General features: G+C 44.8%; 16 protein-coding genes. 5 read left to right on the forward strand and 11 right to left on the reverse strand.

Annotated features, from left to right (window positions below; all coding sequences use genetic code 11):
* The 3 genes from QUA00_RS17950 to QUA00_RS17960 all read right to left on the reverse strand — a co-directional run bounded on the left by QUA00_RS17950 (position 1) and on the right by QUA00_RS17960 (position 3,191).
* Positions 1–909 carry a glycosyltransferase family 2 protein gene (locus tag QUA00_RS17950; protein WP_333410534.1) on the reverse strand — a complete coding sequence of 303 codons (909 nt, stop codon included), beginning with the start codon at positions 907–909 and terminating at the stop codon, positions 1–3.
* A gap of 62 nt (positions 910–971) precedes the next feature.
* Complete coding sequence (locus QUA00_RS17955) at positions 972–2,225, reverse strand: glycosyltransferase family 4 protein (RefSeq protein WP_333410535.1); 1,254 nt, start codon at positions 2,223–2,225, stop codon at positions 972–974.
* Positions 2,226–2,249: 24 nt separating this feature from the next.
* Positions 2,250–3,191 (reverse strand): glycosyltransferase family 2 protein, encoded by a 942-nt coding sequence (locus tag QUA00_RS17960; protein WP_333410537.1) that lies wholly within the window; start codon positions 3,189–3,191, stop codon positions 2,250–2,252.
* Between the two features lie 696 nt (positions 3,192–3,887).
* On the opposite strand from QUA00_RS17960, the gene QUA00_RS17965 reads away from it, so the two are divergent.
* Positions 3,888–4,649, forward strand: a complete 762-nt coding sequence (locus QUA00_RS17965; protein ID WP_333410539.1) for a class I SAM-dependent methyltransferase — start codon at positions 3,888–3,890, stop codon at positions 4,647–4,649.
* Positions 4,650–4,790: 141 nt separating this feature from the next.
* On the opposite strand, the gene QUA00_RS17970 is transcribed toward QUA00_RS17965, so the two are convergent.
* From QUA00_RS17970 to QUA00_RS17985, 4 genes are all read right to left on the reverse strand, one after another.
* Positions 4,791–6,005: a hypothetical protein gene (locus tag QUA00_RS17970; protein WP_333410541.1), complete on the reverse strand. Its 1,215-nt coding sequence runs from the start codon at positions 6,003–6,005 to the stop codon at positions 4,791–4,793.
* Positions 6,002–7,339 carry a flippase gene (locus QUA00_RS17975; RefSeq protein WP_333410542.1) on the reverse strand — a complete coding sequence of 446 codons (1,338 nt, stop codon included), beginning with the start codon at positions 7,337–7,339 and terminating at the stop codon, positions 6,002–6,004. The genes QUA00_RS17970 and QUA00_RS17975 overlap by 4 nt, the downstream gene beginning before the upstream one ends.
* A 272-nt stretch (positions 7,340–7,611) precedes the next feature.
* Complete coding sequence (locus QUA00_RS17980) at positions 7,612–8,457, reverse strand: O-antigen ligase family protein (RefSeq protein ID WP_333309601.1); 846 nt, start codon at positions 8,455–8,457, stop codon at positions 7,612–7,614.
* 33 nt (positions 8,458–8,490) lie between these two features.
* Positions 8,491–8,883: a hypothetical protein gene (locus QUA00_RS17985; protein ID WP_333410544.1), complete on the reverse strand. Its 393-nt coding sequence runs from the start codon at positions 8,881–8,883 to the stop codon at positions 8,491–8,493.
* Positions 8,884–9,327: 444 nt separating this feature from the next.
* Between QUA00_RS17985 and QUA00_RS17990 the strand changes: the two genes are divergently transcribed.
* The 3 genes from QUA00_RS17990 (at position 9,328) to QUA00_RS18000 (ending at position 13,272) form a co-directional block, all read left to right on the forward strand.
* Positions 9,328–10,800, forward strand: a complete 1,473-nt coding sequence (locus QUA00_RS17990; RefSeq protein ID WP_333309595.1) for a polysaccharide biosynthesis/export family protein — start codon at positions 9,328–9,330, stop codon at positions 10,798–10,800.
* 135 nt (positions 10,801–10,935) lie between these two features.
* Positions 10,936–11,136 carry a hypothetical protein gene (locus QUA00_RS17995; RefSeq protein WP_333144496.1) on the forward strand — a complete coding sequence of 67 codons (201 nt, stop codon included), beginning with the start codon at positions 10,936–10,938 and terminating at the stop codon, positions 11,134–11,136.
* Positions 11,137–11,223: 87 nt separating this feature from the next.
* Positions 11,224–13,272: a polysaccharide biosynthesis tyrosine autokinase gene (locus QUA00_RS18000; RefSeq protein ID WP_333410546.1), complete on the forward strand. Its 2,049-nt coding sequence runs from the start codon at positions 11,224–11,226 to the stop codon at positions 13,270–13,272.
* 75 nt (positions 13,273–13,347) lie between these two features.
* On the opposite strand, the gene QUA00_RS18005 is transcribed toward QUA00_RS18000, so the two are convergent.
* Positions 13,348–13,578, reverse strand: a complete 231-nt coding sequence (locus tag QUA00_RS18005; RefSeq protein WP_333144498.1) for a hypothetical protein — start codon at positions 13,576–13,578, stop codon at positions 13,348–13,350.
* Positions 13,579–13,779: 201 nt separating this feature from the next.
* Here QUA00_RS18005 and QUA00_RS18010 point away from each other — a divergent pair, with 201 nt between their 5' ends.
* Complete coding sequence (locus tag QUA00_RS18010) at positions 13,780–14,145, forward strand: response regulator transcription factor (RefSeq protein WP_039886668.1); 366 nt, start codon at positions 13,780–13,782, stop codon at positions 14,143–14,145.
* A gap of 66 nt (positions 14,146–14,211) precedes the next feature.
* Here the strand turns inward: QUA00_RS18010 and QUA00_RS18015 are convergent, their stop codons facing one another.
* The 3 genes from QUA00_RS18015 to QUA00_RS18025 form a co-directional block, all read right to left on the reverse strand.
* Positions 14,212–14,709, reverse strand: coding sequence for a hypothetical protein (locus QUA00_RS18015; RefSeq protein ID WP_333309589.1), 498 nt, complete (start codon positions 14,707–14,709; stop codon positions 14,212–14,214).
* 356 nt (positions 14,710–15,065) lie between these two features.
* Positions 15,066–17,984, reverse strand: coding sequence for a response regulator (locus QUA00_RS18020; RefSeq protein ID WP_333410548.1), 2,919 nt, complete (start codon positions 17,982–17,984; stop codon positions 15,066–15,068).
* A 423-nt stretch (positions 17,985–18,407) separates the two neighbouring features.
* Positions 18,408–18,839, reverse strand: a complete 432-nt coding sequence (locus tag QUA00_RS18025; protein ID WP_333309584.1) for an ATP-binding protein — start codon at positions 18,837–18,839, stop codon at positions 18,408–18,410.
* Between the last annotated feature and the right edge of the window lie 189 nt (positions 18,840–19,028).

A 19,028-nucleotide genomic window follows, 5' to 3' on the forward strand; every position in this document is an offset into this window, starting at 1 on the left:
CTATTCACCTTGAGTTTTGTTTTTAGTCAATCCCAGCTTACTCAACACTGAAAGCCAAACTAACCTTCGATAAGGTAGCAGCCAATAAATTGGCCACAACAAGCCACCATGCCGCTGAGTAAATACTTTCCACTCTTGAGCCGGTTGCAGGGTAGTATCTTTGAAGGATAAACCTTTCGGTTTGCTCATTTTCTCCAATCCTTCGCTTAAATTCTCAGCAGCCGTTTTGGTCACCTGGGGGTTGAGGGAACAAGTTCCTAAATGACCGGGAGCAATCCACACTGTACATCCTTTCTGTCTCGCTCGTAAACCATAATCCCAATCCCCAATATAATGGACAAAAGCCGGATCGAGGTTGCCGACAATTTGCACAACACTGCGGGGAACTAATACGCAGTTGCCGTGCATAGTATCGCAAATCAGAGGCTCTTTTGTTGGTTCTAAGACACCATATCGGAAGGGGTGCAAAGGGTTATTTCGCACCATACCGCCGTATGTTGTTTGACCAGTTTCTGGGTCGCAGGTAGAACCGCCAACGATGGCTTTTGTTTCTCCTTTTTCTGATAATTTGTGACAGGTTTCTAGCAAGACAGTTACTGTTTGTGGGTAAATAATAGTGTCATCATTTAACCAGAGGTAGTAGTCTGGATCATCTTTCATTGCTTCGCTGAAAGCCCCACGCATTCCCCCGTTCCAAAATAAGTTCCCATCGCCGGAAAAAATCTTGACTTGAGGATAGATTTGACGAACTGCCTCGCTGGTGCCGTCCGTGCTGGCGTCATCGACTAAATAGGCTAAAATATCAACATCGGCTGGAAGTACCTGTTTAAAAAGGGCCTCTAGGCAAGCCAATGTTTTTTGTTTGCGATTGAAGCAAGTTAAAAGGGTGGCGATTTTAGTACGGTTCATTGTTCCCAATTGTGCAGCTTTTAGCGATAGCCAGGTAAAATTTACTACGTAAAATCAGATTTTTACTTTGGAGTTGACACAACATCGTTAAAAATAGACAAATAGCGATTTGCTTGTATGTCTAAGGTAAATTCTTTTTCCACTTTCTGGCGGGCGCGAGTACAGAGTTTTTGATGCCTATCGGGATCTTCTAAAACCCAAGCAATTCCTCGCGCTAAGTCTTCTGTTTCATAGGGTTGAGCTAAATAGCCATTTGAGCAGTGTTCGATCATATCGGGCAGTCCCCCAATATTAAATGCGGCGCAGGGGATGCCACAACCAAGGGCTTCCATGACTGTATTTGGCAAGTTATCTATCACGGAAGGGGCGACAAAAATATCTGCTGCTGCATAAACAGTGGCTAGGGAAATATCATCTGCGAGTCTCCCCAAATAGTGAGTTTTAAAACCAAGTTCAACGGGATTTTCGGGTTCAGAAGATCCAAAAACCACCAACTCTATCCGATCTTTCCAGCCTGATTTACTGAGGCTTTGTAAAGCCGGTACGAGCAAGTTAAATCCTTTCCAGCGATCGCCCGTTCCACCTGCACTTCCAAACAGTACAATTTGTTTATCTTGAGGTAAATTCAGAATTTCTCGCGCCCATTGACGATTTATGGGTTTATACTTTTGAGTATTGATGCCATAAGGAATTACTTCAACTCTAAAATCTTTGAATAAAGAACTAGAATTAGCGCATTTAGCTAACCAAATACTAGGGCTAACCAGAGTTAGGTTAAGATTTTTCCAAGCTTTAGCTTTCCGCTGCCACACCCAGCGTGACAGATCCGACTCTTTCTTACTGTGAAGTTGCGGACAGCTACCACAAGATTGAGTGTAGCGATCGCAATCTTCACTGTAGTGACATCCACCTGTAAAAGGCCACATATCGTGCAGCGTCCAGACTAAGGGTTGATTAAACCTCGGCATACTCTCTACTTGTAAATAACCCCCACAAACCCAGTGTAAATTAATAATATCAGGCTTGATTTGGGAAATTTGGACATCTAGAGAATCTGGAAACCATTCTGTAGAAAAAATAACAGGCCTTCTCTCAGGGTAAAGTCGCAATGGCGAGTTATATAAAGTTGAAATAATCTTGTCCAACTTATTTGTAATACTATTCTGTGACGAAATTACACTTGGATCGCCACTACTCTTATTTTTTACCAGCATTTGCGAAGACACACCAATCCCCTGGAAACCTTGATGCAGTCGATAAGCGGCGCGGGCAGCCCCCCCTTCACTATCAGAACTATTGAGAAGTACAACCTTCATTTCCCCTGCCTCTCCTCTAAATTTCTAGCTGACTTGGCCTGATTTTTTCAAAAGTTTATTGACTTTTTTTTGCACCTTCCTTAGCAATGGCGGATCGTAATCAAATAAAGTTTTTTGTGTAAAATTATCTGCTTGCGTATCCCTAATTGCAAAAGGCGGGTGTTTCATCGGAAATGTTATAGCTTCTACAGGCATATTACTGTAAGGACTGTTGACATCCTCCGTATTAGTTCCCTCTACACCATGTCCGATATTAGAAGCTAAATTAACATTGGCAAGAATATTAATACCATTTTGAATGAAACTAGCAAATGTCCACTGATAAGCCCAACTATGTAATTTTCTTTCATAACAAAGCTGAAAAATATTTGTCCAAACTTTTACAGCATTGGAGTCTCCCAGTACATCTATCAAAAAATTACCATCACGAATTTCTGGCCACAGCTTCATATCTAAATCATAGTGCTGCCAAGCTCGCCTCCAACTCGCCCAAGTCCAGCAGTGATTGTAGCGAGAAAAGTAGTAACTATAATCAGTTCTTTTCCTGCCAAACTGAACATTTTGACCAGATATTGACAGAATCCGCTGATCGTCTCGGTAACGATCGAGCAATTCTTCAGCGAAGCGGAAAAATGTAGGATGAGGGAGACAGTCATCCTCCAGAATAATTGCCTCTTCAACCGTATCAAACACCCAATTCATACCGCTAGAAACTCGCAGCCGACAACCGAGATTTACGTCGGCGTAATTTTTCAAAACTTCGCAGTCCCAATCTACTTGGTCAATAATAGCTCTAGCGGCAGCACATTCTCGATCTTCTCCAGGCCTATCTGGACGCGGGCCGTCAGCAATTACTAGCAATTTGGGTGGTTTGGCCTGACGAATTGCCTCAAATACTTTAGCCGTTGTATCTGGACGTTTGAAGATGATAAAAGCGACAGGTGTTTGGATTTGGTAATTGGACATTTCTTGAACTCTATTTAATTGTTTTAATTATACTACGCTTTCCACAATCGTCTATAGGGTATTGTTATTTGGCTTCCGGGGATCTTTGACTTGGGCTATGGTTGCCTACCAGTAGCCCATCAAGCCAAAAAACTTAGCCGTCTCAGTCCCTACATCGTCTCTTCTGTGAGCGTCCAACTTCTATCCTAGTCCTGATCTCCGGCTGCCTTACGGTTGTCTAATCTTAAATTTTGAATTGCTTGCCCTTCATCCACCGTAATTACTACTGGTTGTGATACAATCAGCCCAGGAGGCATAACTGCAAGAGTTAGCTCTGGTTAGGAATAGAGATGCTAACATAAATATATAGCAGTCGCCATGATGATTAGGATTTTTTTTTGACAACTTACGGATACCTGTCCTAATCACCTTGGCGGTTGCTATACATATCAACAGCGTTTATACTTCTGCTTTATACACAAGGCCGAAGTCAGTCTCCCAACCGTAATTAATAAGCTTTTTAGGAGGAATTTCATGAGTATAGTCTGCCCACTTAGCGAAAGCTTAAATGTAACTTTGATTGAACAAATCAAGGCAAGTGACTTAATAAAAATGTACAACAAATTCCTCTAATCGGATATCTCAAAGGAATTTGGTGATGTCAAAAAAATTGGATATTATCATTGTATAGACTCAGATCTGAGATTTTTTTATCCGATGGTAACAGGTTCCGAAAAATTTTACGAACACTTGCAGAACCTTGAATGGTACTACATGGATGAGAAAGATGAGTATGATTATGCGAAGAATTTTATAAAAGAATCAGATTTAGTTCTGGAAATTGGTTGTGGTAAAGGCGCTTTTGCCCAGAAAATATCCACTAAAAAATACGTAGGCCTTGAATTTAGTCGAAAAGCGAAAGAAATTGCTTTTAGCAAGGGAATTCTAATTGAGAATGAATCGATTCAGTCACATTCGGTTGCCCACCCTGCAACATATGATGTTGTTTGTGCATTTCAAGTTCTGGAACATGTTTCAGAAATACGTTCATTTATAGAATCAAGTATTAAGGCACTTAAACCTGGTGGTTTATTAATTTATTCAATTCCCAGCGCGGACTCATTTCTATCTATTATCACCAATCACATTTTCAATATGCCACCACACCACGTGAGCTTTTGGTCAGATAAGTGCCTGAAACATATAGCTGAGATATTTGGAATGAAGATAGTAAATATTGAGCATGAAAAATTAGCCGATATTCACAAAGTATGGTGGGCCTCCTCTATCATTTTAGAGAGTCTGAGGAATTGGCTTGGTGTTCAAAGTGACTTGGTAGATATGTCACTGAAGTACAAGGTATTAAAAAAAATTTCGTTATTGACAGGTGAAGTTCTGGCCAAAGGACTGATTAATCCCAAAGTTTTGCCTGAAGGACACTCGGTAACTGTTGTGTATCAGAAACCAGAGCTTATATAGGCATTGTTCTAAAAACATAGCTTCTCCTTAAAAAACACTTTTCTAGAAAACTTGTACCACGAGTGCTTTAGCAAAAAAGTGTGAAATTGATAAGATAAGTTCCTGAGCCCGCCTTAACATTTTGCTTCTTTCTCTTTTCTACTACTCTTGAATATCTAAATTAACAACATCGGCAGTCATCTGGTATTTAAAATTAAACCACTTCTGAATCATCACAGCCGCTATGAATGCCAGTGTATCATTGCTAGTCTTATAGGGCAAAAATCTATAACGAAAACTAGCCATTCTCGGGTCACTTTCTTGGTATAAAACATCCTGGGCAAAGTTCCCCCACCGCTCATCTATCAAATCTATTGTCATACCAGCATGAGCCGAAGGTAGCAACATATTAGAGCCATGAAGACCAATTACTAAGCGGCTTTGTGAATAAACGCGGCATATTTCCTTTTCTATTTCTTCATTAAAACTCTCCACTCTGTAATCTTCAATCCATTCTGGAAACTTGGTTTTTTTCCCCAAACCAGCTACTGCAAATTTGGCTTCTGGTACTTGCAACCTGATTTTCTCAAATAACTTCTGAATTTTTAAGTTTTGCAAGGGCAATGCCCTTTCTCGTTGATTTAGCTTTTTCAGAATTCGGAACAGCAAACCGTTAACTAATAAACGATCTTCCCGCCAAATAAACGTAATTCGGGTTTCTGGTTCCTCAAATTTGTGTTTGGGAACTCTAGTAAACCGCGTGATGTCGAACTGACTGGGATGAGAATGGGCTTCGCTGACATAAATTTCATCAAAGCGTTTAGTTTCTTCCTCTACAAACTCGGCGAAACTCGGATAGTAAGTTTGACCATTTTTTAAAGAAATAGGTACTGTCCAGACTTCGGCAACTTCATCAGGAACCATCCACCTTAGAAACTTAGGAACTATCACAACTAACCCGCAGTCTGAGTTGCATTCTAAGTGCCTTTGTGCATTTAGCAACTTCAGCAGGGAATGACCATAAAGATGATCGATACAGTTTAAGATAATTACCCGCTTACTGGGTTTAAAAATCTCTTTTACAATCTCAAGTTTTTCTGATTGAGGATTTTGGAGGGAATTGAGTAATGGTTTGCCTAGCCATTCTTTTATGTTAGCAACCTTTGCAAAAACTTCACCTTTGATTGTATCAACTTGGACAGAGTTTCTGACTCCATGACCTACTCTCAACTCGTCGATTATTTCGCTACCACATCCCGCGCACTTACAGTCAAGAACAATATGTATCCCTTGCCACAAAATATTTTTGGCATTGAGTTGCGTCCCGCAATAGGGGCAATTCGATCGCTGTTCGATGTTAGGTTTAATTTGAATCACTTTACTAATCCTCTGATTCTACAAGCGGCATTGTATAAGTTAAGGGATCGCCAGATGAAATTTCCGAATGGGCGCAATTCCTTAACCAAGAAATTGACTAATATAATCACGTAAAAATAAGTGATCAGAGTAGCCGCCGTTGCTCCCAAAGCTCCATACTTAGGAATCAGCAAAAAGTTCAACCCTACATTTAAAATAGATCCGACTACAGTCAAGTAAAGACCGTAGCGCAACTGACCTTCTATGTTCAAATATGTGCCCCGTGCTACTCCAAAGTTACTGCCAAATTGCGCCCAAACATAGAGACCCAGTACCGCTGCTGACTTCGCATATTTTTCCCCGTAAAGTAGATGCACTATCCAGGGAGAAAGTAATGATATCGGTATGGCAACTCCCAACCATAAAAATATCATAATATCCGAGTAAATTTGAAATTTATTTAAATATTCTTCATAATTGGTCTTTCTAAAATTCGCTAATTTGGGAAAAATAGAGCTGGATATGATCATCGGCAAGAAATCGCAGATTTCTGAAATTTTCACAGCGGCAGCATAATAGCCCAGTTCTGCATTTTTATTCATCGCACCCAGCATTATCTGATCGGTTTTTGAGTATACATAAACTGCCAATCCCGACAAAATTATCGGCCAACTCTCCGATAGCAGTTCCTTGCCCCGTTCCCAACTGAATTGCCAATCCTTAATTTTATTCCCCGTAAGCTTATAAAAATATACATAAGCGATTCCTACCAATGCCACCTCTGCCAATCGCACCCAGGCGAAGGCAAGCAGGGGGGCTTTAATTGTCACTAAGCCAATTCTGACAGCAGCAACTAAAAAACATACCGAATTTTTAGCGAAAACTGTATATTTTGACTGGATTTGGGACTGAAACCAAAAATTGATAGCCTCAAAAGCATTAAAGATAGTTCCCGCTGCGATGATACCTACCAGCCACCGAGTCAGAGTGTCGTTGGGCTTGAGTAGCGCAATCACGGTGACAGTTAACACCAGAGTGATTATACCGCCAGTAAATTGCAGTCCGAAGGCTGTTCCCAGGGTCTCATTTTTGCATTCTGGGTCGCGAGCGATATTCCTCACTACCAGAGTACCCAACCCCATCGTGGCCACCGAACTAAACAGCGACACAAAGGCGATCGCGTAGCTGAGCAATCCAAATTGTGTCGGACCAAGATAGCGAGCCACCCAAAGGCCTACAAACAGACCTAGACCCATCTGCAAGATTTGGTCAGTGAACAGCCAAGCTATGTTGCTGAGTACCTGGCGCAGATTAGGGCCGAGCCTTTGACTGACCGCAGTTAACTTATCTAGCATCAGAATATTTTAAATCTTTACAAAACACAAACGCAGTTCTGGCATGGTCGCCAATCTCGCAAAATTAGACTGGTTGATCCTATAACAACATATCACAACTTGAGGGAACATCTCAATGAAAGCAGCCGACCTAGAAATTGGAGTTTTTAGGCCCTCTTGCTGCGGGGCAGGAGGCAGAAGGCAAGAGGAAGAAGGAAGGAGTTAGAAGAAGTGTTTTTACCCATATGAGATACTCCCCAACTTGACCCACAATCCGCCCAATAAAGGTTACTTCAATGGACAGTGCGAGCTAAAGAACGCCTTTGAGGGTTACTGGTGCTACTGTTAGAATTATCTATCGCAAGTCGAACCGTCAACATTACGTAACTCAGCCAAGGATTTGCTATACTTATAATATAACCTTCTGTGATGTTGCTTATAATAATAGACACTAGAAAACAAATAGGTATTCCCGCTTCTTCCATGGTGCTACCACTCAAATACCGAACTGCGTAAGCTAAATTCAGCAGCAAGGAAGTCATCATTAAAATTAATCCCGGCCAACCGAATGCTAACAAGATCCCAATCCCCCCATTGTGAGGATTTTTAGGTTGAAATCCATTAGTAGTATAAATAAAATAAGCAGGAGTAGCCGAGCCAAACTTATCTTGTTGAAAAAATCCATCGAATCCGTAGCCCAACCAGGGGCGCTGATTGACCGCAGCGATTAACTGCGGCCAGAATTCTGTCCGCCCAGTTAGAGTCAAGTCCTTGCCTAACCCACCTACAATAATATCCTCTAGGTTGTCTACTACAAAAACCGTCATAATTATACTGACCACCAGGAAACATATAATAGCAGTAAATGCCCACTGAAAACTTAATTTTTTTAGAAAATCTAGAGACGACACAGCAATTATTAATATGATAGTAATCACTAGAGCCGACCCCGATTTATTAGCCCTTACTAGGTAAAATGAAAAGAACATCATTCCCAAAGCAATCCAGCGCTCTTTCGGAGTTTTAGCGCCTTGAGAATAATGCAAATACCAAAATGCCGTACAGAGAGCTAAGACTCCACCCAAAGAATTTTTAGATTGGGTTAAGCCGACAAAATCTCCTGAGCCAGGGGGTTTCATTACAAAACTTGCCAAACCGATGGCCGTGTATCCTCACCGCCAAAAACCAGATAAATCCTCCCATTTATATTGCGCTGCAATATAAAAACCAAAAGCAGTAAATCCTGAAAAAGCTAGGCCTGCTCTTAGCGTTTGTTCAGGAAATAGAGACCAGAATCTAGACAGTAATGGAAGTAATGTATAAAGTAAAAAGAAAGGATTCATTGTTAATATTTTGGCAAAAATTTCTATAAAATTGCTACTAAAAATTTTAATTCTTGAAATCAAAATCAATACTACCCAGGGGTAAAAAAAATAAGGTATGAGTTTTAATATGCCACCGTCGGGATCTTTCAAGTTAATAAAATGCAAGTAATTAAAAGGATGTTGTGTCAGAAAGGGAGAGATGAAAATATAAAGACCAGCAAAGCTTTTTTCTAAAGCCAAACTTATTTTTTTATAGCTGGCAAAGTGAAATAATATAGCAGTCCTAAATCAGTCGCAAAATTAATCGAGCTCAGAATCCTTGTAGTGCAAGCATCTTTCTCGCGTAGGGTTTTGCAAATCATTTAGGATTGCTATAGTATAGTTGCCATCGCGAATATAGCAAGTAGCATCCATGTCAATGAAGAACTCCCTAAAATCAGATATTTCAGCATATTTGGTAGAGACACTGGTTCAGTCATAATTGCTTTCCTTTATCCGAAATAAGAGCAAATTATCTAGATATAAAATATAGCCGTCAACCCGCAACCACGCTAACACAGAAATTAGGCATAAAGCAAAAATACAGCATCGTTTTTTCGGCGATCGCTTAAAATAATGAGCTTTTTGCCCAGCACTAAAAAGGCTACACTTATATAAATCATAGTCAATAAAATTAGGTGGTGTATGGTTAACACCCATTTTCCCAGACAGATAGCCCCGTCGGTTGTGGGTGTTGTCTTGTTTGCTTCCACTGTCATCGCTGACGCCAGAAGCACCCCGGCACAACTTCCCATCCCCCTAGGCGCAGACCAAGCCCAGACCGTTGCGCCCGTTAGGAGAGCGCCCGAAAGCTACAAACTCGGCGGTGGCGATCGTATCCAAGTAGAAATACTCGAAGTACCCGAACTCAGCCGCGGCTACGAAGTTCTTTCCGACGGTTCAGTCAACCTGCCCCTAATCGGCTTGGTCTCCGTCCGCGGCCGCACCTTAGTAGAAGCCACCAACATCATCCGCAACGCCTACCGCCGCGTCCTCAAAGACCCCATAGTCACAGTCAGCCTCGTCGCCGCCCGCCCCCTCAACGTCGGCGTCATCGGAGAAGTCACCAGGCCCGGAAACTTCACCATTACCCTAACTCCTGGCCCGGGAGCCACGCCGAGTGTCCAGTACCCCACCGTCACCCAAGCGATCAGACTCGCAGAAGGCGTCACGGGTGTCGCCGACATCCGCAACATCCGCGTCCGCCGTCCCCAACGAGACGGCCCGGATCAAGTGCTCAACGTCAACCTGTGGAAATTCTTGCAAGAAGGAGACATCTCTCAAGACATCATTTTGCAAGACAGAGACACAATCGTGATTCCCACAGTCGCCAACTTCAACCAAGCAGAAGCTCGTCAATTTGCGACAGCCAACTTTTCGCCACCCCCAGAAAAACCTCGATCGATCTCCATCGTTGGTCAAGTCACCCGCCCCGGGGCATACGTCGTGATCGGCGGTAACACCACAAACGACCTCAGCCGCGAAGGTTTTCCCACCGTCATCCGGGCCATTCAGCTAGCCGGCGGCATCACCTCGGATGCCGACATCCGGCAAATCCAAGTGCGGCGCGTCACCAGAAGAGGCGAACAAATTATCCCAGTCAACCTGTGGCAGTTCCTAGAGTCCGGCGACGGCGCCCAAGATACCATCCTCCAGGAGGGAGACACGATCATCGTACCCAAAGCTACGATCGTCAACCCTGCAGAAGCTGGCGTACTCGCGAGCACTAACTTTGCTCCCACTGGCATTAACGTTTTTGTAGTAGGAGAACTCAGAACATCCCTCGATCCCTTGAGGCTCCCAGCTAATGCCACACTGAATCAAGCTTTAGTTTCCAGAGGATTTTTTGGCTACGAGAATACCAGAGCTAGAAGGGATAAAGTTGAGCTAGTCCGCCTCAATAACGACGGTACAGCTACTAAACGGACGATCGAAGTCAATTTAACTCAAGGAATTAACGAAGAAACCAATCCTCAACTTCGCAACAACGACATGATTATCGTATCTCGCAGGGGTCTCGTCGATTTTGTCGATCGCATGAACGCTGTAATCGGACCTGTCGGGCCAGCTACCGGAGTGTTAAATTTTATAAACGTTCTCCGATTTTTATTCAGGTAAGAAGGTGGCGGGTGAGGTGGATAATTCCTGGCAAAGGCTAGAATAAACTAAACAATAAGATTACCCAGCCGCGACCTGGCCGCTTCAAAAATATCAACCTCAAAAATACCAACCTCAAAAATACCCAGGCTGAATATGGATAGCAGACAAGATTACCAACCCTTCACACCCAAATCGAATGGCAAACTGCCGGAGTTATCTGCTCACAACTACAGAGATCACTTCGTAGAGGAGAGAGAAGAAGAAAAGCTAGACTTGTCCTGGCTCTTAGGCGTCGTGCGCCGTCGCTTCCTGGTCATGGCAGCAGCCACCATTGCTTTGAGCGCCCTGGCATGAACAGCGATCGTCCTCACGTCTAAACAGATTACGATCGAGTATGAAGGCTCCTTTTCCCTGTTAGTAGAACCAGCCACGGCTGAAGGTTTGCTATCCAAACAATTAAACAACACCCAAGCGGCAGATTTAGCAAGAATTAATATAGAAGGAATTAGCTTAGTAGACTACGAAACCCAAATTAGGATTTTGCGTAGCCCCAAATTGATGCAGCCCGTGATTGAGGAATTGCGAGCCTGGTATCCCAAAATGAACTATAGCGAACTGATCTCAAAAATGTCCATCAACCGCATCAGCTACACGAAAGATGGCAAACAGCAAGGCACAAAAATTTTACAAGTTCGCTACAAAGATTCAAACCGAAAAAAAATTTACCGCGTATTGGACAAAATTTCTAAAGCTTATCTAGATTACAGCTTGCAGCAACGGCTGACGGGCATTAATCAAGGTATTAAATTTATAGATACGGAGATGCCCAAGCTCCGAGAAAGAGTAGAAGTTCTGCAATTGCAAGTCCAAAGACTGCGGCAGCAGAGCAACTTGTTTGAACCCCAGCTAGAGGGAAGATCTCTGTCTGAACAAGTTCAAAGCATTCGGGGCAAGCAAGTAGAAATTAGAGTTCAGCTAAAAGGGATGCGAAACCTCTACCAAAGCTATGAAAAACTACTCAACGAAAATAATCCGCAGGGGCTGCTGATGACCCAAGGACAAGCTTACGGCGGACTCTTAGGTCAAATTCAGAGAATAGACTCGGAATTGTCATTAAAATCAGCTCAGTACAGAGAAGACAGTTTGCCAGTTTTAGCGCTGCGAAAAAGTCGGGAAGAACTGATTTTAACCGCCACTAAACAAGCAAGAGAAGTGGTGATGGGAAATTTAGAGAGCCAAATCAAAGAAGTTGAAGCGCGCGATCGCGAAATGACAGCTTTGCAAAATGCTCTCAACCAAAAAATTAGAAACTTTTCAGTTACAATCCGACAATACGACAATTTACAGCGGGAACTGCAAGTAGTTACTAAGAGTTTGTCGGACTTCTTGGCAAAACGAGAAGCCTTGCGGATTGATGCTGCTCAGCAGCAAATACCCTGGGTGCCGATCACTCCTCCGGAAATTCCGCTAGACAAATTCGGCAGGCATATAACAGCTACCGTCAAACAAACCAAAAAACAGTTAGCGCTGGCAGTAATTTTAAGCAGTCTGCTGGGCATAGCAGTCGGCTTGGTGGTAGAGGTACTAAATACTGTGTTCCACACTCCAGAATCACTGAGAATGGCCACAAGATTGCCAATACTCGGGGTGATTCCGTTTACCAAAAAAGTTAAGCGCCGACCGCCGGCCAGACAGAGGAAACTAACATCAGCTCGATCGAACTCGAAAGTGGAAGTAGTCGAACCGGCCGAAGCTACACATACTGGTTCGATGAGCGGGGGCCCAAGTATTTTGAGCGACTTGGACTATCAATTTTTAGAAGCATTTCGATCGCTATACACGAACATTCACTTGCTGAGTGCAGGCACGGCAATTCGATCGCTCTTAGTCGGCTCAGCCGTAGCCGGAGACGGCAAATCTACAGTAGCTTTGCACCTGGCAGCCACAGCAGCAGCAGTCGGACAGCGAGTATTGCTAGTAGATGCAGATTTGCGCTGCCCGCAACTGCACGCTAAGTTAGGACTGCCAAACGTGCGTGGCCTGGGCGATGCCATCTCTACCGATCTCAGCCTCAACGACGCGATTCAACGAGTCCCGAACCAAGAAAATTTGTTCGTACTCACCGCAGGCCAAATTCCCCCCGATCCGATCAAGCTTCTTTCTTCCAAAAAAATGCAGTATCTAATGGAGCAATTTCAAGCATTTTTTGACTTAGTAATTTATGACACCCCGCCAGTAGCAGGCTTGGCAGACACCCACTTGATCGCAGCTCGCACAGACGCTACGATTATGGTCGTCCAAATTGGGCAAACAGACCGATCGCAAGTTCGCAAAGTTTTAGAAGAATTAAAAATTTCTGGAGCTTGCGTCTTGGGAATCGTTGCTAACGGCTGCAAAAACACCGGTCACAGCTACCGCCAGCGCCCGGTCGTTTTAGACACGCTCTACGACCAAAAACTATCGGCTTTAGGTACGAAAAATCCTAATTAGACAAATGTTGATACAGGGAGCATCTCATATTTGTAAAAAAACTTCTTCTAGCTCCTTCCTTCTAGCTCCTTCCTTCTAGCTCCTTCCTTCTTCCTCTTTCCTTCTTCCTCTTTCCTCCTGCCTTCTGCCTCCTGCCTTCTGCCTCAAAACTCCAATTTCTAGCGGAGGGCTGCTTTCATTGAGATGCTCCCGTTGATGCAGGCGGCCGAGCGCCGCCGTCCTCAACCGGAAACGCACAACCAAGCTATACCCTGATTTTTTGATAATAGTACCATTTGAGAAAGAAAATGATAGACTAACGGACATAGCCTCCTGTGTCAACCGAGATTGCGCGGAACTTTAAATTTGGCCGAAATTACTCAGAAAATGATTGAGAAATCAGCAAAAGTGGGTAAACTACATTTAGCAGAGCGCAATCTCAATCAGGAAAACACACCTTTGAAGGTGAACGTTAGTGTAAACGTTAATGAGAACGTTTCAACCCAGAAACTTGGTAGGGATTATTCTATGAGTACAGTTATGGTTGTTGATGATAGCGTCACTCTGCGGGAGATGATCGCCGACTTGCTCAAAGGTAGAGGACTCAACGTCACCGTAGCGAGTGATGGCGTAGAAGCTCTAGAGCAAATCAAGGCTAACCGCCCAGATTTAGTGGTTCTGGATATCGTGATGCCCCGGATGAACGGCTACGAAGTTTGTCGTCGGCTCAAAAGCGACCCTAAAACCCAAAATTTGCCGGTGGTAATGTGTTCGAGCAAAAGCGAAGAGTTCGATCGCTATTGGGGAATGAAACAAGGAGCCGACGCTTACATCGCCAAGCCATTTCACCCTCAAGAATTGGTCGGCACTATTAAGCAATTGCTGCGAGGTTGAGGTAGAGGAATAGGGACAGGAAAAAAATTGTCTTGAGCGCTGATTATTTCTGCTCCCGCAGCCTCTCTAAACTACTCGATTGACAATAGTCCAAACATCCCCGTCCGATCGCACGTAGGGAACAGAAATACTCTTAAAACCCGTAATAAAAGGCTTGTAATAAACCTGCCAGTAGCTGGGACTAATTTGGTCGGCGATGGCTTTGAGTCCCTTCACTTCCGCCGCCAGTTCCGCCGCCAGTTCATTAATCCGTTCCGCGTGTCCCTTGGCTAGTAATCTTCCTTCTTCAACTTGCTCCTCCATCGGAGTGATTCTTTGCAACTTTAGCGACTGCTGCTGTTTCTGACTTAGTTGAGCAGACAGAGCCGCGATCGCGTCATCTATACCCTTGACTTCTGCCGACACTTGTGCTGTTTCCCTCGCGTGACGACGATAAGCATCGGCGATCGCTTGGGGCGAATCACCGGCTGGGACAACATCGGCAATACTAAGCTGCTGGCGTTCCAGGCGCAATTCCTCAATTTGAGAGTAAATTGCCTCTATATCTGTCTGAAGTTTGTCCACCTAATTACCGCGTGGTTGTTGGATATTTTAGCATATTAACACAAACCAATCACCTAATCGGCATAGAAATTGCATATTTTAGGCGGGCTAGAAGCAAAGCCCCACAAGCAGAAGTTGAAGAGTTTGAAAAATACAAATTTTTATATTTCTCAGTTGAGCGATTCCGTCGATATCCAGTCCGGTTAATCAGGTGGTGTCCGGTAAAATCAGCATTATAGATTGGTAGTGAGGAAGGCAAGTACGAGCGAGTTTTACGAGGATTAAAGTCGCCACTACAAACACATTTACCATTTACCATTTACCATTTACCATTTACCATTTACCATTTACCATTTACCATTTATTAAGAGATTTTTTTAAGTTGTTAGCCCTTGCTGCCTCAACTTGACTATAGTCTCTACTAACACATCGGGTTGCACAGGTTTAGACAGATGCCGATCGAAACCTGCAGCAAAAGCACGATCGCGGTCTTCATCCCTAGCATAAGCCGTCAGAGCGATCGCCCAAAATTTCCCTGTCTGCGTGTTCAAAGAACGCAGCCTTCGTAGCAGCGAATAGCCGTCTTCCTCCGGCATTCCGATATCGCTGACCACAACATCCGGCTCAAACTGCGAAGCCACCTCAAACGCCTCAGCAGCAGACGATGCAGCCCTGACAGTGGCCCCGGAATCCGCCAAGACAAACCTCATAAATTCCCGCGAATCCACCTCGTCATCAACCAGCAAAACCTTAACTCCCAGTAAATTACCAGCGCCAGCCAAAACCTGCGCTTCCTCACCGGCGATCGAATTTAGCTGCATCGCAGGGAGACGGAAAGTAAAAGTCGATCCCATATCCAGTCCCGGACTGCTCGCCCAAACCGTGCCGCCGTGGAGTTCCACCAACTGCCGGACGATCGCCAGACCCAGCCCCAAACCGCTATAATTGCGAGTAATCGTAGCATCCGCTTGGCGGAAAGACTCAAACACGTAAGGCAAAAAATTCGGTGCAACCCCAATTCCCGTGTCGGTAACAGCCAACTCAACATCCGAATCAACTCTCGAAAGCCGGATTTCTACTCGCCCCCCGCGCGGCGTAAACTTAATCGCATTCGTCAGCAAATTCCAAATCACTTGCTGCAAGCGGCCGGGGTCTCCTGATACCCAAAATTTCGGATTTAACGGAGATTCAGGATTGCCAAAAATCTCCCCGGCTTCGGAAAACTCTGCAGTCTCCGAGCCCAAATCTACAATTGCAAACCGTAAATCGATCGACTTAGCATCGGCGGCCAACCGCACCGTATTCACCGCTGCTTCCACCATCGAAATCAAATTTACCGCACAAGGATTCAAAGTCAACTTGCCGCGAATAATTCTAGAAATATCCAGCAAATCATCAATCAATTGAGTTTGCAATTTAGCATTTCGCTCGATCGTTTCTAAAGCCCGCCCAGTAGCAGCCGGACTAAAACTGCGGTGCCGCAGCAGTTGCGCCCAGCCCAAAATCGCGTTTAAGGGCGATCGGAGCTCATGAGAAAGAGTTGCCAAAAACTCATCTTTCATGCGATTTGCCTGCTGAGATTCCTCGTAAAGGCGGGCATTGTCGATCGCCCCCGACACCGCCTGAGCCAACTGCATTAAAATAGTTTCATCATCTTCGGCAAACTCCCCCTCATACTTGTCCGACAACTGAATCAATCCGAGATTTCTGCCGTCCCGACCCGTCAGCGGTACAGCCAGCCAACCCCGCATCGGCGGGCGCTTCCCCGCAGCCTTGCCGAACTCCCGCCAGGCCGGGTGAGCCTCTAACTCGCTTTGAGTCATCCGCATCGCCTGTTGCTGCTGGCAAACTTGTTGGTAAATGCCCGTACCGTCTGGTTCTTCGTAGTAATCTTGCCACGCGGCGTATTTTTCTGACATGGAAAACTTGCTAATTCCCGCATCCCAGTTAGCCGCCGGGTTGAGGTTGACCGCTACCTGGTGGACTTCCAGAATTTGGCGGGCGCTATCGGCAGCTAACTGAAGTATTTCTGCCACCGACAGCGTGGAGTTGATAGCAACTGACGCGGAGGTTAACTTTTGCAGGCGGCGCAAATACGACCGCTCGCGGGCCAACGCGCGCTCGCGGTCGTATTCTAACTGTTTGCGATTCGTAATGTCGATCGCCACGCCGAACAGCCGAAGGGGTGTGCCCGATGGGTCAAAAACCACCCGCCCTTTGTCGTGAAGCCAAATCACTGAGCCGTCGGGGCGCACGTGGCGGTATTCCGACTCGTAGACTCCCGTCCCGCTGAGTGCGGCATCCAAATCTGCCAAAAAGCTTTCGCGGTCTTCTGGATGCACCGTATTCTTTTTTTGCTCAAAAGTACCAAAGGTGCTGTCTGGGCCCAAACCCATCTGTGTTTCGGCATTGGGCGAACGGCGGACTTCCCCGGATGCCACATCCCAGCTAAAAGCGATCGTATTAGCTGCTTCTAGGGCAAAGCGCAAGTTTTCCTCGCTTTCTTGCACCCGGGCTTCCGATAATTTACCATCGGTAATATCCCAAACCACGCCGATTGCTCGCACCGGTTTACCCGTATCATCCTCAAAAAACTTGCCCCTACTCGCGATCCAGTGCAAGCTGCCGTCGGGCCAAATGACTCTAAATTCGTATTGGTATTCTATTTTTTTTTCTAAAGCAAAGGCAACAGCCTGGGCGAGCGAGGCCTGGTCATCCGGGTGAATGCAGCTAAAAAAAGCTTCGTAAGTTCCCGCAAAACTGCCTTTTTCCAGGCCGAATAACAGTTCGTGTCCCTCCGACCAAACCACCTCGCCATTTAATAAATTCCAATCCCAAGTTCCCATTTTCGAGGCTTCGATCGCCAACCTCAGCCTTTCCTCCGAAATTGCCAACTGCGCCGACGTTTTCGCGTATTTCTCGCGCAACTGCTGATTTTTCAAGCTTTCGCCCACTGCCGCCGCCAGCCGCTTTAAGTGTCGCCCTTTGAACACGTAATCGCTCAAACCCGCTTTCATAGCTTCGACTGCCACTTGTTCGCTGCCACTGTCAGTACACATAATTACCGGACAATTTGGGTAGCGGCTGTGAACTTTGCGGAGAATAGTTAATCCGTCGCTCCAGTGCAGTTGGTAGTCGGTAATTACTAGGTCAAAACCCCCGGCGACCAGGATTTGTTCGAGAGTTTGGATATCAATAACCGACTTAATTTCTAAATCGGGAAAAGTTTTCCTCAGTTCTCGCTCGATCATCAGGCGATCGTTCGGGTTGTCGTCGATTAATAGAATAGACACCATTAGCCTTTTAGTTTTTGTATGGGCGCAAACATTCTTAAATCTAACAATATGTTATTGAGCAATCTCGACAATTTAAATATGTACTTGGTGGGTTAATTAGACTTGCCAATAATTTTATTGTATTTGCTTGTATTTTATTATATTTTAAAGCTTGTAATATCCTCAGCCAGCCTTTTAGGGGCGTGTCCACACGCAAATGAATTAAGTAAGTTGTTGTCAAACAGATCAGAAAGCCTGCTCAAGCGGGAAAGGTGCAAGAGATTACTTAACTGTTACTATACTAATTGTTTATGCTGTCTTCGGGTGTCAACAAGCGGGTTGATTGATTCTTGGAGCTACAGCAGAATATTGATGTTAAGACCCTCTGCCCTAGAACCTCATCTTTTAAATCCCGATTCACTGCGCGTTGCCGAACTTGCTTCCTCAACTCTGGCACTTGCGTAATTTTACCCAGAAGCTGGTACCGATTCCCAGAGTCGATTTCAGCCCGATCGCACCCCCCATCCGATCGACTCCTTTGCTCGCGATCGCCAGCCCTATTCCCGTCCCTGGATAAACTTCTTGACCGTGCAGGCGATCGAACAACCCAAAAATCCTCTCTTGAAATCTTTCTGCAATACCAATGCCGTTGTCTTCTACCCAAAGATAGATATATTCTTCCTCAGCTTCTGCATAAACTCGCACCTGCGGCTCTATCCCCGGCTGCACGAACTTAATAGCGTTGGAAAGCAAGTTAGTCAAGACTTGCAGCAGCGTAGCAGGATGGGCCAACACCGTAGGTAGCGGTTCGACAACCGTTATCCGAGCTTGTTTTTCGGCAATTTCTGCCTCTAGTTGCGCGATCGATCGAGCCACAATTAAATGAAGAGTAATCCCTAGGACGGGCTTTTCTTAGACATTTCCGTTATAAATTAGACAATTGGTATAGGCTGGAATAATTCACCTAACCAAACCCAGATATGTCCAAATATGTACCACCAAGAATCGCTATTCAACGACTTGGAGTATGTTCAAAAACCCTTGAAAGGTGGGAAAAAGAAGGGA

The organism is Microcoleus sp. T2B6, from assembly GCF_036700475.1.
Taxonomy (GTDB): domain Bacteria; phylum Cyanobacteriota; class Cyanobacteriia; order Cyanobacteriales; family Microcoleaceae; genus Microcoleus.